Origin of the sequence: Rhodococcus sp. BE178, from assembly GCF_050433545.1 — a bacterium.
Lineage (GTDB): Bacteria > Actinomycetota > Actinomycetes > Mycobacteriales > Mycobacteriaceae > Prescottella.
Map to the genome: position 1 here is coordinate 785,712 of NZ_JBNPXA010000001.1, position 13,884 is coordinate 799,595.

The following is a 13,884-nucleotide window of genomic DNA, read 5'->3' on the forward strand; positions in this document are numbered from 1 at the left end:
GCCAGACCGCCGCCAGCGGCGAGGACGCCCCCTACGCGGCCGCCACACCTACGCCGCCGACATCGGGAACTCGGCGCCCTGGCGCGCTACACCGCCCGAAAGCCGATGAAAGCCGATGAAAGCCGAAGGAATGTAGGGCATTACACGGCGTGACCAAGCTGCCGTGGCGGGTGCGCTCCTGCCTCAGGACCCCGGGAACGGGATCGGCAACGTGCTCGACCCGGTCACGGGTGCCGGCGGCTGCGGCAGCAGCGTGAGGTCGCCGGTCGCGGCTACCTCGACGGGGTCCTGACTGACACTGTCGGCACCGTTCTCGAGGTGTCCCATCCAGCGGCGCCGGAACGACGGATCCTCGTCGACGGTGAAAGACGCGTCGTACCAGCCGTGCCGTGACGGCACGCTCCACGACCCCGGCTCCCCCGGCGCCAGTCGGTCGGCGCCCGCGGGGAGCCGCACCGTGAGGTCCGTGTCGCCGTGGTTCACCGCGGTCACCGTCAGCGTTCGGGTGCCGGCGTCGACGGTGGTCCGCATGTCCAACCGCGCTGCGGGCCCGTCGACCGATCCGCCGAACTCGCGACGGAAACCGTTGGGGCCGATCATCGTCAGGTCGTAGCGCTCGCCGCTGACCGTGACGGTGTCGCTGTGGTCGCCGAGCACGTCGAAGTGCCGGGGCAGCTCGAACTCACCCGCGTACGGGTACAGCGCGAGGTGGACGCTCTCGGCTCCGGTGTTGCGCATCCGGACGGTCAGCGACCGCACCTCCGGATCGAGAGCGACGTCGGCGTCCGGCTGATACGGCAATGCGCGAGCGGGCCGGGTCCCGCTCTCCTGCACCGGCATCCGCTGCTGCTCGGGCGGGGCGGGCTTCCACCGCGGGGTGAGCGGCGGAGCGGGCGGCGGTGGCGTGAGCGACGGCCGGGCACGCGGGTTGTCGAAGTCGAACGCCGACGTCAGGTCGCCGGCGACGGTGCGCCGCCACCCACTGATCTCCGGCTGCGTGAACCCGAACCGCCGCTCCAGGAACTGGGTGACCGATGTGTGGTCGAATACCTGCGAGCACACGTAGCCGCCGACGGTCCACGGCGAGATCACCGTCATCGGCACGCGCGGCCCGAGGCCCAGTGGCTTGTCGCCCACGTACTCGTCGGTGACGTCCCGCGGCGGCAACGGCGGCGGCACGTGGTCGTAGTAGCCGTCGTTCTCGTCGAAGTTGAGCAGGACCGCCGTCTTCGACCAGGTGTCGGGGTCGGAGGCGATCGCGTCGAGCACCTTGTAGACCAGGCTCGCGCTGGACGCCGGGGACGACACCATCGGGTGCTCGCAGTCCACCGCCGACGGCACCAGGTACGACACCTGCGGCAGCGCGGCGGCCTCGACGTCGGCGCGGAACACGTCCGCGAGCGTGCCGGGCCGCTCGCGGCGCAGTGCGCGGTCGTACAGGCGACGGTCCGGTCCGTCGAGTCGTGCCACGCCCTCGTCGAGGCACCGGAGCAACTGGTTCTGCACGTCCACCGGCAGCAGTGGCAGCGCGACGTAGAGCGCCGCGAGCGTCGGGAACTGGTAGGGCACCAGGACGGGATGCCCGAGCAGCGCGTGCACGATCTGTTCGAACCGAACGAAGTACTCGAGGTTGTTGTCGGTGAAGTTGTCCCACTCCTGGTAGGTCCGCCAGCTCACGCCGGCCGTCTCGAGCCGTTCGGGCACCGTCGTCCACGTGTAGCCGCCGTGCCACGGCATGTACGAGTCGTTGGTGACCGCGCGGGAACCGTCGGCCTCGAATCCGGTGTAGCCGCTGATCCAGTAGTTGCGGTTGGGTGCGGTCGAGGTGGGTACCGAGCAGTGGTAGGCGTCGCACACCGTGAAGGACTCGGCGAGTTCGAACTGGAACGGGATGTCGAGCCGGTCGTAGTGCGCCATCGTGGCGGCGGTCTTGGCGGGGATCCAGCCGTCGTGCCAGCCGACCTCGACGGCCGCCTGCCCGCCTGCCCACTCGTGGTCGAGCGCGTCCACGTTCTGGGTGTCCATTCGCTGCGCGCCCGCCGCGTCCCGGATCCGGTACGGCACCACCACGGAGTCCCGGTCGGGCTGCTCGTACACGGTCCGCCCGGTGCGCAGCGTCAGCGCGTTGGGATCACCGAAGCCGCGCACACCCCGGAGGGTGCCGAAGTAGTGGTCGAAGGCGCGATTCTCCTGCATCAAGAGTACGACGTGTTCGATCGACTCCAGGCCGCCCGGCGGGACCGGCGAGGCGAGGGCCGCCTGCAACGACGGCGGCAGGAGCGATCCCGCCGCGGCGGCGCCGACGGCACCCGCACCCACTCTCATGAACCGGCGGCGAGACATCTCGAACGTCACTGAACCTCCTGAACAGGCGAATCGGACGCAGTTGCGGGGAGGTTATCGAAGCGGTGAGCGGCCCGGAGCCGAATTCACCGCATCCGCGATGAGTTTCGAGCGGGCGCCCGGTCTGTACGGCAAAAGGCTCCGCGCATCGGGCGCGGGGCGGCCCGAGGAACGGAGCTCGCCATGACCGCTGCAGTCCCCCACACCCGCACCGTCCCCAGCACCGCCGCCGTGTCGTCGCGGGCCCGCCTCATCGGACTCGTCGTCACCGGCCTGGTCGTGGCGTTCCTGCTGTTCGACGCCGGCATCCATCTGGCGAACATCCAACCGGTCCGCGACTCGATGGCGGAGTACGGCTTCCCCGACTACGCGCCCTACATCATGGGTGTGGTGATGCTCGTGTGCCTGGCGCTGTACCTGGTGCCGGTCACGTCGATTCTCGGCGCCGTGCTGCTCACCGGTTATCTCGGCGGGGCGGTCGCGTGCAACATCCTCACCGAACAGCCGCTGCTCTCGACGATCCTGTCCCCGGTGTACGTCGGAATCTTCGTGTGGGGCGGGCTGTACCTGCGTGACGCGCGGGTCCGCGCGATCATGCCGCTCGTCCGCGACTGACGCCGACCGTGGCCGCGCCGTCCGCGGTCACGACGCCTGATCCGCCCCGGTTGCCCTGCTCGGCGAGGGCAACCGGGGCGCGCTTTCCGCCGGGTCCGTCGTGACGGATCCGGCGTCGGCATAGGCTGGTCGTCGTGAAGAAGTACGTCCCCGCCGCCGTAGTCGACATTGTGCTGGTCCTCGCGTTCGCCGCGGCGGGCCGCAGCAGTCACGAGGAGGCCGTTCTCAGTGGGTTGCTCACCACGGCGTGGCCGTTCCTGGTCGGCCTGGCTGTCGGATGGCTGATCACGTTCCTGCTCTACCGCGACAAGTTCGACGCCGTGCTGGCTTTCCCGACCGGCGTCATCGTGTGGGTCTCGACGCTGGTGCTCGGCATGCTGTTGCGAGTGGTCAGCGATCAGGGCACCGCCTTCTCGTTCATCCTCGTCGCCGCGTCGTTCCTTGGCCTGTTCCTCATCGGCTGGCGGGCGATCTACCAAACAGTCAGGCGGCGGCGCACCCTCAGCGGACTCTGAGGCCGCGTGACGCAGGATGAATCGGGGGCTCCGATGACTTCGAAGGTCGAACCGCATTCCGGAAGAACCGATTCCGATCGGGGGTTCTTCGGACAGCCGTTCGCGTTGGCCAACCTGTTCGGCGTGGAGATGTGGGAACGCTTCTCCTTCTACGGCATGCAGGGCATCCTGCTGTACTACCTGTACTACGAGGCGGACCAGGGCGGCCTGGGCCTCGACAAGGCCGCCGCCACGAGCATCGTCGGCGCCTACGGCGGCACGGTCTACCTGTCCACGATCGTCGGGGCGTGGATCGCGGACCGAATACTGGGATCCGAGCGGACGCTCTTCTACAGCGCGTGTCTGATCATGTTGGGCCACATCAGCCTGGCCGTACTTCCCGGGCTCGCCGGGGTCGGCGTCGGACTCGTGTTGATCGCGTTCGGCAGCGGCGGCCTCAAGGCGAACGCGACCTCCCTCGTCGGCGATCTGTACGCCCCGGACGACGAGCGTAGGGATGCGGGCTTCTCGATCTTCTACATGGGCATCAACCTGGGTGGCCTGATCGGTCCGCTGCTGACCGGGTGGGCGCAGACGAACTGGGGATTCCACGTCGGCTTCGCCCTCGCCGCGGTGGGTATGGCGCTCGGCCTGATCCAGTACACGTTGGGGCGCAAGCGTCTACGCGGGATCGGCGACAGCGCGCCCAATCCCCTGCCCGTAGCCGACCGCCCCCGGGTGATGGTGCTCACCATCGTGGTTCTAGTCGTCGTCGCGGCCCTGTCCCTGACGGGCGTGATCACGACCGGCAACCTCTCGGAGATCGTCGTCGCGCTGACCATCGTCGCGGCCGTCGCGTACTTCGCGGTGATCCTCACGAGCAGTCGGATCACCGGGACCGAGCGCAGCCGGGTGTTCGCATTCATCCCGATGTTCATTGCGAGCGCCGCGTTCTGGTCGCTGTTCCAGCAGCAGTTCACGACCGTGGCGATCTACGCCGACAAGAGACTGGACCGCAACCTGTTCGGTTGGGAGTTCCCGCCCACCTGGGTGCAGTCGATCAACCCCGTGTTCATCATCATCTTCGCCGGGGTGTTCGCGGCGGCGTGGACCAAACTCGGTTCCCGCCAGCCGTCGTCGCCGATCAAGTTCGCGCTCGGCACCGGCATCATGGGCGTCGCGTTCCTGTGCTTCATCCCGATGTCCGGCGGAGGCGCCAACAGCGCACCGCTGTTGGGCCTCGCCGGCATCCTGCTGCTGTTCACCTTCGCCGAACTGCTGCTGTCCCCCGTCGGACTGTCGCTGTCCACCAAGCTGGCCCCCGCGGTGTTCCACACGCAGATGGTGGCGCTGTTCTTCCTGTCGGTGGCCCTGGGCTCGAGCCTCGCCGGCACCCTCTCGGGCTACTACGACGAGAGCAACGAGGTGCCGTACTTCGCCACGGTCGGACTGGCGTCCATCGGCATCGGTGTCCTGCTGGCGATCCTGTCGCCGTGGATCCGGAAGCTGATGCGCGGCGTGCACTGACCGCCGTCGTCACAACACGGTGCCGTCGACGGGTTCGATCTCCACGCAATACCAGTCGACGCTCTCACCCCGCCCGGCGTCGAAGGTCTGGACCCGGTCCCACGGCGGCACGGACCGGAACCGCAGCGACCCGGATCGCAGACTGGCGCCGTCGTACCATCCGGGTCGGCTGGGGGTCCGGTAGGGCCGGACCAGAACACCGGTGCGGACGATCCGGCCGCGAACCTTCGATCGGAGCCGGGACGTCGCCCAGGCGTAACGGTCGAACATCGGGGTCCCGGACAGCAGGACCGCGGACCCCGCCCCGTCCCGGGCCTTCGCCAACACCGATCCCAGTGCCCCCAGGTCGAGGACGCAATGCGGACCGTCGTCGTCTCCGACGACGCCTGCGACATCGGTGGAGAGAATTTCGCCGGGAAGGGGGCTGTCCTGGATCTCGGTGCCGGCGTCGAACCAGACGGCCGAGCCCTCGATCACGTCGCCGACACGCAGTGCGTCGTAGCCGGGTTCGAGGTCGACGAGCATCCACAGGGTCCGACGCGCGTCGGTTGTCATCATCGCTCCCCGCGCACTCGGAAGATCCGATGGTCGACGCCATCGGGCGCGGGGTCACCTACCGGCGACGATACCCACTCCCGTCAGGCCTCGTACCCCGATGTGCCCGCCCGGCTCAGCACCAGCTTCGACAGCACCGCCCGGTCCGACAGGCGCAGCACGACGTCGGCCAGTTCGACGACGTCGTTCACCGTCAGCATCGTCTCGGCCGGGATGCGGTCCTTGGTCCACTCCGACATGTCGGTGTCGACGTAGGCCGGGGCGATCGCGGTCCCGGCGATCCCGTTGCCGGACTCCTCCAGGTTGAGGGTCTCGACGAGCGAGATCAGCGCGGCCTTGGTCGCCCCGTACACCGCGAGGTTCGCTTCCGCGTACACGCCCGTGATGGACGAGATGGCAACCACTTTCGCGCCTCGGCCGGGATTGTCGGCAGCGCCCTTGCGCAGCAGCGGCACCGACCGTTGCAGCAACGCGAAGGGAGCCGCGAAGTTCACGGCGACGGTCTTGTCGAACCGCCGCATCGGAAACTCCGCGACGGCCCCAGCGGTGCCCACGCCGGCGTTGAGGACGAGCGCGCGCATCGACCCGAACCGGTCCTCGTGTGCCCCCGCGATCGACGCGGCCGCCTCGGGATCGGCCATGTCCGCGGCGACGGCCACGACGTCGGGTGCCCCCGCCGCCCGCAGGTCCGCGGCGACCGCGTCGAGGCGCGACTGGTCCCGGGCGGTGACGGTGAGGGCGTAGCCCTGGCCCGCGAGACGCTGCGCGATGCCCAACCCGATGCCGCGGGACGCTCCGGTGATCAGTGCACTGTTGGTCATCGTGTTCCCTCTCCCAGGGCAGCGAGACCGGCCGCGACCAGCGGCGGTACGGCCTCGTGCGCCTGCGCGAATCCCTCTCCCGTGGTGGCGCCCTCACGGTGGCGATGCGTGATGCCCTCGGCGATCACCGCCAGTTTGAAGTTCGCGAGCCCCAGGTAGAACGACCAGTGGTCGATGGCCCTGCCGGTGGTGGTGGCGTACTTCTGCGCGAGGTCGTCGGTGGACGGCAGCCTGGTGCTCGTCCACGCGGCGGGTTCGCCGAGGATGACGTCGAGCGCGGGATGCCGGTAGACGCACATCTGGGCCAGATCGGAGAGCGGGTCGCCGAGTGTCGACATCTCCCAGTCCACCACCGCCACAACTCGTCCGGGATCGTCGGTGGCGACGAGGGTGTTGTCGATCCGGTAGTCGCCGTGCACGATCGCGGACTGCGACGTGGCCGGGATGGCGTCCGCGAGCAGTCCGTGCAGCCGTTCCAGGTCCGGCAGTTCGCGGGTCTTGACCCGCTCCCACTGCCGCGCCCACAGCGCGACCTGCCGGGTCAGATACCCGTCGGGCCGACCGAACTTCTCGAGACCCACCGCCCGGTAGTCCACATCGTGCAGCGCCGCGAGCACTCGCACCAGTTCGTCGGTGCACGAGGCGATCTCGACGTCGCTCAGGGTCGCGAGATCGTCGACGGTCCGGATCACCCGGCTGTCGACGAATCCGGTGACCGCGAACGGGGCGCCCATCACCGACTCGTCCTCGCACAGCACCACGGTGGGCGCCACCGGCACCGGCGAGTCCTGCAGTGCGGCGCACACACGGTACTCCCGCGCGACGTCGTGCGCCGACGGCGTCAGGCCCGCGGTCGGGGGCCGCCGCAGCACCCACTGCGACGCGTCGTCGAACACCCGGTAGGTGAGGTTCGACTTGCCCCCGGAGATCAGTTCGGCACGAAGATCACCGGTGGTGGACACCTCGGACTCGGCGAAGAACCGTTGCAGTGCAACCAGGTCCAGCCCATCCAGCCGCGCCGCGGTCACGACCGGCCTTCCTCGCGGGCGGCACGCTTCGCCTTGCCCACGGCGCGCTTGGCCAGTGCCCAGCGGTGCACCTCGGACGGACCGTCGTAGACACGGAACGGACGCACCTCGCGGGACAGACGGGCCAGCGGCAGATCGCCGGACACGCCCATGCCGCCGCACATCTGGATCGAGCGGTCGACGATACGGAAGATCGCCTCGGATCCGAAGGCCTTCGCGATCGAGGTCGAGTCCGACGCGGTCTCCCCGCGGTCGAGTTCCCAGCATGCGCTGACCAGCAGGGCGCGCGTGGCGGCGATGTCGATCTCGTTGTCGGCGACCATCTTCTGGATCATGCCGAGATCGCCGAGCCGGGACCCGAAGCCCTCACGCTTCGCGACGTACGCGACCGCGACGTCGTGCCCGCGGCGCGCCGCGCCGAGCCACCGCATCACGTGCGTCATGCGGGCGGGGCCGAGCCGGACCTGCGCGTAGGCGAAGCCCTCGTCGACGGCCCCCAAGACGGCCTCGTCCGGCACGAACAGATCCTCGAAGAACACCTCGCAGTGGCCGCCGATCATCGCGCGGTCGAGCGTGTCGATGTGCCGACCCACCCGGATTCCCGGCGCGGACGCGGGCGCGAGGAACATCGTCGCACCGCCGCGGTCACCGGGCGCTCCGGACGTGCGGGCCATGATGATGAAGAAGCCGGCACCGTCCGCACCGGTGATGAACCACTTGTGGCCGTTGATCTTCCATCCGCCCGGCGCCTTCTCGGCGCGCGTCGTCAGCGCCGCGGGGTCGGAGCCCGCGCCCGGCGCGGGTTCGGTCATCGCGAATGCCGAGCGCACCTCGCCGCGAGCGAGCGGCCCCAGGAACTGCTCCTTCTGCGCCGCGTCCGCGACGTGTGCGAGCAGGTGCACGTTGCCCTCGTCGGGCGCCCCGATGTTCAGGGCCGTCGGCCCGAACAGCGAGTACCCGGCGGCCTCGAACACCGGCGCGCGATCGCTCATGTCGAGACCGAGACCGCCGTATTCGACGGGCGCGTGCGGGGCCAGCAGCCCTCGCCCCTTCGCCTCGGCCTGGAGTTCGACGCGCAACGCGTCGCCTCCGGCCGCGGTGATATCGCCACTATGGGCATCCTCGATCGGCAGGACCACGTCCCGCACGAACTCGCTGGTGCGCTCGATGAGCGCATCCACCTCGGGCGAGTACGACAGATCAACAGCCACGCCACACCTCCGACTACCGGCTACTACCTTACGACCGAGCGATCGCTCGGTCGGTCTGGATTACGGTCGCACAGCGACAACTCCCCGTCAAGCCCCGACCCACCGTCGTACCGAATCGAACCCGACAAACCGACCAGTAGCTACTGTGGTGGACGACCATCGACGAGGAGGACGATGTGACCACCAGCCCGGATCGCACGCGAATCGAGTTCCCCGGCATCAGCTCGCGCGCGTGGGAGCACCCCGCGGACCGTGCAGCTCTTGTCACACTGCGCACCCTGAAGGGTTTCGACACCATCGTGCGCACGTTGTCGGGGTTGCTGCAGGAACGGCAGCACCGCCTGATGTACCTCGCCACCTCGATCCGCGTCGACGAACGGCAGTTCCCGGATCTTCACGACCTACTACGTGACTGCGTCGAGATACTGGGGGCCGAGGAGACGCCCGAGCTGTTCGTCCTGCAGTCCCCGGCGGTCAATTCGTTCACGATCGGCATGGACAAGCCGTTCATCGTGGTGACCACCGGGCTGCTCGATGTCATGAACTACGAGGAACAGCGCTTCGTCATCGGCCACGAGCTGGGTCACGCGCTGTCCGGGCACGCGGTGTACCGCACCATCCTGCTGCACCTGATGCGGCTGGCCGGCACGATCGGCTGGGTCCCGGTCGGCGGTTGGGCCCTGCGAGCGATCATCGCGGGGCTGATGGAGTGGCAGCGCAAGTCGGAACTGTCGGGCGATCGGGCGGGCCTGCTGTGCAGTCAGGACGTGCACACCGCGTTGCGGGTCCAGATGAAGCTGGCCGGCGGTTCGCGGGTCAGCGAGATCGACCCCGACGCGTTCCTCGCGCAGGCCGCCGAGTACGACGCGAGCGGCGACCTGCGCGACGGGGTGCTCAAGCTGCTGAACATCGAACTGCTGTCCCACCCGTTCTCGGTGCTCCGGGCGGCCGAGCTGAAGCGGTGGGTGGACGACGGCGAGTACGCGCAGGTTCTGCGCGGCGAGTACCCGCACCGATCGACGGACGACGATGCCCGGATCGGCGACGAGTTCCGCAATGCCGCCAAGACCTACAAGCAGAACTTCGATCAGTCCGACGACCCGCTGATCCGCGTCCTGCGTGACGTCGGCAGCGGGCTCGGCGACGCCGTCGGTGCCGTCGGGCACGGCGTCGGCGAGGTCGCGGCCGACATCAAGGAACGATTCTCACACTGGCGCAGAGGCTCCGGCGACTGACCCGTACACCATCTCCTACTCGGCGACCGGCGCCGACGAGCAATCGGCGCCGACCGCGCCCCGGGCGATCGCGCTGTAGCGCTCGACCACCTCGTCGGGGCTGAGCGGTCCGTCGGGCCGGTACCAGCTGGCGACCGCGACACAGAGCGTGGCGACGGCGCGGCTCGCGTCGCCCGGGTAGGGGGTGTCGAAGTCACCGGCCTGCACCCCGGCCAGGATGACGGCGTCGAGCATCCGCTGCTGTTCGTCACGCATCGCGACGTACTCGGCGCGACCTTCCGGCTCCATGCTGCGCATCTCGGTGGAGGCGACGAACGCCTGCTCGCGCCGGAACATGTGGAAGCGCAACAGCGATTCGACGACGGCGTCGAACTGCTCGCGCGGCAACGGCCCCGCCTCGGCGAGCGCCCGCCGGCTGCGGTCGAGCAGGTCCGTCATGATCACCTGAGTCAGCGCCACCAGCATCGACTGCTTCGACGGGTAGTGGTGGTACAGCCCCGGCACCGACAGCCCGGCCCGCGCGGCAATCTCCCGAATCGACGAACCCTCGTAGCCGCGCTCGGCGAACAGTTCCAGCGCCGCTGCGAGCGGGCCGGGCAGCGCCGCGTCCCCGTAGAGCCGCCACGATCCCGGTGCCACGTCCGATGTCATGCCCCCACCGTATTCACGACGCCCTGCCGTGTGCGACTCCGCCCGGCGCCGACATCCCAAATATTAATTGGGCTTGCCAATGATTGGATTACCCGTGTAACTTCGGCGACCAATCCACTTCCACCGTCCCTGAAGGAGATCGGCCGATGATCCAGGAACTGTCGTACATCGGAATCGCGTCACCGCGATCGGAGGACTGGCGCGCCTACGGCACACGACAACTCGGCGCGATGCTGACCGACGACGGACCCGACGGCGCGGTCCGGCTCGCGGTGGACGACGTCAGCTACCGGATCGCGGTCCATCCCGGAGAGCAGGACGAATTCCTCTACGCCGGTTGGGGAATGGCGAACGAAACCGATCTGCAAAGCTTCGTCGAGAAGCTCGAGACACACGGCGTCGTCGTGCACACCGGTGACGCCACATTGCTCGCCGAGCGACAAGTCGCCGAGCTGTCGTGGTTCGAGGATCCGTGGGGGATCCGGCACGAACTGTCCTGGGGCAAGCTCGCGACCCCCCTGTCGTTCACTCCGGGACGCCCCATGCGCGGCGGCTTCGTCACTGGCGATCAGGGCCTCGGACACGTCGTGTTCCAGGTACCGGATCTCGACGAGGCCAACCGGTTCTACGTCGATGTCCTCGGCTTCCGCCTGTCGGACCGCATCGCCACCGATCGGTACACGGTGCGCTTCTACCACGTCAACGGCCGCCATCATTCGCTCGCGCTCGCGGAGCTACCGGGGTATGTCGGGTTCAACCACCTCATGCTCGAGGTCGAGAACATCGACGATCTCGGCACCGCGATCGACCTGCTCGACGAGACGGGAACGGAGGTGATGCAGACACTCGGCCGGCACACGAACGACCTCATGACGTCGATCTACATCAGTTCACCGTCGGGCCTGCAGATCGAATACGGCCACGGGGGCCTGGTCGTCGACGACCTGAGTTGGATTGCCCGCACGTACGACCAACCGAGTTACTGGGGACACCGGCGGCCCGCGTCGAGCCGTTCCCGCGTCCCAGGAATCGTCCGGCCGGCCCCGGAGCCAGCCGACGCGAACGCCGCGATTCCGTGAGCCGGGACGGCTCAGTCGCGGCAGCCGGAAGGCTCCTCCAGGTTCGAGATCCAGTCGACGGCCTCGCCGAGAACAGCGCGGTGGCTCGGGGACAGTCCGCCGAACACCGCCTCCTCGACCTCGTCCAGGGCCCGGTCTGCGTCGACCAATGTCGCACGCCCCTGGTCGGTGATGGAGACGATCTGGCGGCGACGATCCTCAGGATCGCGCTCCCGGACAATGTCCTGTGACTTCTGCAGCCCGTCCAGGTAAGCGACGATGTCTCCCGGGTCGAGCACCACCCGTGAAGCAAGTTCCTTCTGGTGGCACGGGCCCAGTTCGTTCAGGATGCTGAGAATCGCGTGCTGGTTGGGAAGCAGACCCACCTCGGACAGCTTCGCGCCGTAGACCTGCCGCACCTTCAGTGCCGACTTCACGAACCCGTATCCGAGTCTGTCCGCGAGCGGCGGCGTCTCGGAACGGCGTGTGGATGGCATGGGGCGAGTATAGAGAGCAGAGCAGCCATCCCTATCGGCTCACTTCACTCACTTCACTCACTTCTGGATGGGCTTGGCGATTTCCTTCATGAGCAGGTCCGTCATCTTCAGTGCCCGATCGCCGCCGTCGGCGTCGGCGACGAACACCGCGAAGGCGAGGTCGCCGCGCGAACCGAAGAACCACCGGTCGCTGTCGTTGCCGGACGCGATCCCGATCAGATCGGGGTACTGCTTGAGGAAGGACGCCGGCCCGGTCTGGACGTTGTCGCGCATCGCGTTCCGCAACTGGTCGTTGACGTTCGCGGGAAGCGCGTCCTCGACGTTCTTCGCGGTGGCCTGCTGGCCCTCGACGATCATCGGCATCGGGGCACTGCCGCGGGCAACGGACGCCGCCACCATCGCGAGACCGAAGGGGCTCACCTGTGGCTCCGAACCGTTCTTCGACTTCATCACCTGGTCGACGCCCGACTGTGACGCGGTGAGCACCGCCGTCTCCGGGTCGAGACCGGGCATCTCGTAGTTCAGGCCGATGCCGAGCTGCCGTCCGGCGCGCTCGAGGTCGTCCTCACTCACGTCCTTCGGGTCGACACCCGCCTGCAGCGCCGCGGCCTTGCGGACCAGATCCACCGAGTTGCCCGCCGGGTAGAGGCTCGAGAACGCGATGGGTCCCTGCTCGATCGCCTGATTGTTCTGCGCGGCAACGACGACCGCACCGGTCGACGGCCGGATCGCGACGATCGCGGAGGGGGTCCCGACGCTGACGACGGCATTCTCCGCCGCCAACTGCAGCTGCGAGTCGATGGTGGCCTTGATGTCCGGCCCGGGAGGGCCCTGGTAGCCCACCTGCTGCTGCATCGCCCCGTCCGGCTCGACGACGTTGACCGCCCAACCGGCGGTGGCGTCGCGGTTCGCCTGCCACACCGTCCGCAGCGGGTCGAGCAGCGGTGTCACGATCCGGCGGTCGGTGGTGATGAGCTTGGGCTGCTTGTCGACGACGACGCCGGAGATGCCCTGGAGATCGCGTTCGAGGTATTGGAAGTCCTGGTCGCGCAACAACACCGCGACCACCTTCTCCCCCGGCTTCTCCGCAAGATCCTTGCGCATCAGGTCCGCGGTCACGAGCGGGGCGACCGGCTCCAGCGCCTTCGCCAACCGATCGGTCGTCGCGACCGGGTCTGGCATCGAGGACGGATCGAGCGTGATCGCGTTGATCGTCTGCTCCGCCATCAAGGGGTTACCCGCGCCGTCGAGCACGCGGGGTGGCGCGGCATCGGTACGGTCGTACCGGACCGTGCGCCCGTGTCCGAGCGCCGGCGCGAGCAGGGTCGGATCCCACGAGACCCGCCAGCCGACCGAGAGCTTCCGGACGCCGCCGTCGACGTAATAGCTCCAGTCCTTGCCCTCGCCGAAGTTCCACGCGGTGTCGACGGTGAAGAATCCGGAATCGCCGTTGAGTTCCATGAACTGCGCGAGGGTCCACGTGGATTCCTTCGCGTCGAGTCCGTCGAACATCTGCTGGATGGATTCCTCGGCCGCGTTCGGGTAGGACGTCAACGACGCTGCGGCCGAGGCGTCCCGATCGTTCAAGGCCTGTACGAAACCGTTCACCACCGACTGCGCGCTCGCGTCGGACTTCTGTCCCACACAGGACACGAGCGCGACGGCCAGGACGGCCACGAGGCCGAGCGGCAGGGCGATCGCACAGCTACGCCGTAGGCGGGGCGAGGCTCGGAAACCCATGGCCACAATCCTCCCGTTTGTCACATGCGTAACAAGCACGGATCGCCTACGAAGAAGTCACGATTGCGCCACTGTCGCCCAGTGCCTATATCTCCCCGTGACCATGCGA

At 68.4% G+C, this 13,884-nt stretch carries 13 protein-coding genes; 5 read left to right on the forward strand and 8 right to left on the reverse strand.

Annotated features, from left to right (window positions below; genetic code table 11):
- Window positions 1–183 precede the first annotated feature (183 nt).
- A complete protein-coding gene (locus tag J2X34_RS03630) occupies window positions 184–2,355 on the reverse strand; it encodes a phosphocholine-specific phospholipase C (RefSeq protein WP_429516130.1) in 2,172 nt (723 codons plus the stop codon).
- 171 nt (window positions 2,356–2,526) lie between these two features.
- Here J2X34_RS03630 and J2X34_RS03635 point away from each other — a divergent pair, with 171 nt between their 5' ends.
- The 3 genes from J2X34_RS03635 (at window position 2,527) to J2X34_RS03645 (ending at window position 4,979) form a co-directional block, all read left to right on the forward strand.
- Window positions 2,527–2,958: a DoxX family protein gene (locus tag J2X34_RS03635; RefSeq protein ID WP_429516131.1), complete on the forward strand. Its 432-nt coding sequence runs from the start codon at window positions 2,527–2,529 to the stop codon at window positions 2,956–2,958.
- Window positions 2,959–3,092: 134 nt separating this feature from the next.
- Entirely contained in the window at window positions 3,093–3,473 is a 381-nt protein-coding gene (locus tag J2X34_RS03640; protein ID WP_114723280.1) for a DUF3054 domain-containing protein, read from the forward strand.
- A gap of 33 nt (window positions 3,474–3,506) precedes the next feature.
- Window positions 3,507–4,979, forward strand: a complete 1,473-nt coding sequence (locus tag J2X34_RS03645; protein ID WP_114723279.1) for a peptide MFS transporter — start codon at window positions 3,507–3,509, stop codon at window positions 4,977–4,979.
- A 9-nt stretch (window positions 4,980–4,988) separates the two neighbouring features.
- On the opposite strand, the gene J2X34_RS03650 is transcribed toward J2X34_RS03645, so the two are convergent.
- The 4 genes from J2X34_RS03650 to J2X34_RS03665 form a co-directional block, all read right to left on the reverse strand.
- Window positions 4,989–5,537: a hypothetical protein gene (locus J2X34_RS03650; protein WP_114723278.1), complete on the reverse strand. Its 549-nt coding sequence runs from the start codon at window positions 5,535–5,537 to the stop codon at window positions 4,989–4,991.
- Window positions 5,538–5,617: 80 nt separating this feature from the next.
- The gene (locus tag J2X34_RS03655) at window positions 5,618–6,355 is read right to left on the reverse strand and encodes an SDR family NAD(P)-dependent oxidoreductase (protein ID WP_114723277.1); all 738 of its coding nucleotides are present in this window, start codon (window positions 6,353–6,355) and stop codon (window positions 5,618–5,620) included.
- Window positions 6,352–7,383 carry a phosphotransferase family protein gene (locus J2X34_RS03660; RefSeq protein WP_114723276.1) on the reverse strand — a complete coding sequence of 344 codons (1,032 nt, stop codon included), beginning with the start codon at window positions 7,381–7,383 and terminating at the stop codon, window positions 6,352–6,354. Before J2X34_RS03660 ends, J2X34_RS03655 begins: the two co-directional genes overlap by 4 nt.
- The gene (locus J2X34_RS03665; protein ID WP_174913319.1) at window positions 7,380–8,594 is read right to left on the reverse strand and encodes an acyl-CoA dehydrogenase family protein; all 1,215 of its coding nucleotides are present in this window, start codon (window positions 8,592–8,594) and stop codon (window positions 7,380–7,382) included. The genes J2X34_RS03660 and J2X34_RS03665 overlap by 4 nt, the downstream gene beginning before the upstream one ends.
- A gap of 176 nt (window positions 8,595–8,770) precedes the next feature.
- Between J2X34_RS03665 and J2X34_RS03670 the strand changes: the two genes are divergently transcribed.
- Window positions 8,771–9,829, forward strand: a complete 1,059-nt coding sequence (locus tag J2X34_RS03670; RefSeq protein ID WP_429516132.1) for a M48 family metallopeptidase — start codon at window positions 8,771–8,773, stop codon at window positions 9,827–9,829.
- A 15-nt stretch (window positions 9,830–9,844) separates the two neighbouring features.
- On the opposite strand, the gene J2X34_RS03675 is transcribed toward J2X34_RS03670, so the two are convergent.
- Entirely contained in the window at window positions 9,845–10,480 is a 636-nt protein-coding gene (locus tag J2X34_RS03675; protein ID WP_174913325.1) for a TetR/AcrR family transcriptional regulator, read from the reverse strand.
- A gap of 146 nt (window positions 10,481–10,626) precedes the next feature.
- On the opposite strand from J2X34_RS03675, the gene J2X34_RS03680 reads away from it, so the two are divergent.
- Entirely contained in the window at window positions 10,627–11,559 is a 933-nt protein-coding gene (locus tag J2X34_RS03680; RefSeq protein ID WP_174913327.1) for a VOC family protein, read from the forward strand.
- An 11-nt stretch (window positions 11,560–11,570) separates the two neighbouring features.
- Here the strand turns inward: J2X34_RS03680 and J2X34_RS03685 are convergent, their stop codons facing one another.
- Both J2X34_RS03685 and J2X34_RS03690 read right to left on the reverse strand, forming a co-directional pair.
- Window positions 11,571–12,035: a MarR family winged helix-turn-helix transcriptional regulator gene (locus J2X34_RS03685; protein ID WP_114723271.1), complete on the reverse strand. Its 465-nt coding sequence runs from the start codon at window positions 12,033–12,035 to the stop codon at window positions 11,571–11,573.
- A 57-nt stretch (window positions 12,036–12,092) separates the two neighbouring features.
- Window positions 12,093–13,775, reverse strand: a complete 1,683-nt coding sequence (locus J2X34_RS03690) for an NTF2-like N-terminal transpeptidase domain-containing protein (RefSeq protein WP_429516133.1) — start codon at window positions 13,773–13,775, stop codon at window positions 12,093–12,095.
- Window positions 13,776–13,884: the final 109 nt, after the last annotated feature.

What these genes read in the sequence shown, in the direction of transcription:
- J2X34_RS03635 (WP_429516131.1), top strand. Translation starts at nt 2,527, where the DNA reads ATGACCGCTGCAGTCCCCCACACCCGCACCGTCCCCAGCACCGCCGCC.
- J2X34_RS03645 (WP_114723279.1), top strand. Translation starts at nt 3,507, where the DNA reads ATGACTTCGAAGGTCGAACCGCATTCCGGAAGAACCGATTCCGATCGG.
- J2X34_RS03650 (WP_114723278.1), bottom strand. Translation starts at nt 5,537, where the DNA reads ATGATGACAACCGACGCGCGTCGGACCCTGTGGATGCTCGTCGACCTC.
- J2X34_RS03655 (WP_114723277.1), bottom strand. Translation starts at nt 6,355, where the DNA reads ATGACCAACAGTGCACTGATCACCGGAGCGTCCCGCGGCATCGGGTTG.
- J2X34_RS03675 (WP_174913325.1), bottom strand. Translation starts at nt 10,480, where the DNA reads ATGACATCGGACGTGGCACCGGGATCGTGGCGGCTCTACGGGGACGCG.
- J2X34_RS03680 (WP_174913327.1), top strand. Translation starts at nt 10,627, where the DNA reads ATGATCCAGGAACTGTCGTACATCGGAATCGCGTCACCGCGATCGGAG.
- J2X34_RS03685 (WP_114723271.1), bottom strand. Translation starts at nt 12,035, where the DNA reads ATGCCATCCACACGCCGTTCCGAGACGCCGCCGCTCGCGGACAGACTC.
- J2X34_RS03690 (WP_429516133.1), bottom strand. Translation starts at nt 13,775, where the DNA reads ATGGGTTTCCGAGCCTCGCCCCGCCTACGGCGTAGCTGTGCGATCGCC.